The following is a 235-nucleotide window of genomic DNA, read 5'->3' as shown; positions in this document are numbered from 1 at the left end:
AAAAAGATATTAAAGTCGATTGTTGAACATGAATTGCCCCCAGGCGCTAGATTGCCTGAAGATAAGTTGTCAGAGGCTTTTGGTAGAAGTCGCACTAGTATTCGTAAAGTATTACAACGTTTAGCATAGGAACGTATTGTAACGATTGCCCCCAATAAAGGAGCACAGGATAATCAACCTAGTGAGCAAGAGTCACGAGAAGAGTTAGATAGCCGCATTATGTTAGAGCCATTGC

At 41.3% G+C, this 235-nt stretch carries 1 protein-coding gene; it reads left to right on the top strand.

What is annotated here, in order from left to right; translation table 11 throughout:
* Window positions 1-6: 6 nt before the first annotated feature.
* Window positions 7-129 carry a GntR family transcriptional regulator gene (locus V6255_RS19390; RefSeq protein ID WP_425355948.1) on the top strand — a complete coding sequence of 41 codons (123 nt, stop codon included), beginning with the start codon at window positions 7-9 and terminating at the stop codon, window positions 127-129.
* Window positions 130-235: the final 106 nt, after the last annotated feature.

This window comes from Psychromonas arctica (assembly GCF_038155225.1).
Taxonomy (GTDB): domain Bacteria; phylum Pseudomonadota; class Gammaproteobacteria; order Enterobacterales; family Psychromonadaceae; genus Psychromonas; species Psychromonas arctica_B.
Note: the sequence above shows the minus strand (reverse complement) of the source record. Positions and strands in the feature narration are given on the sequence as shown.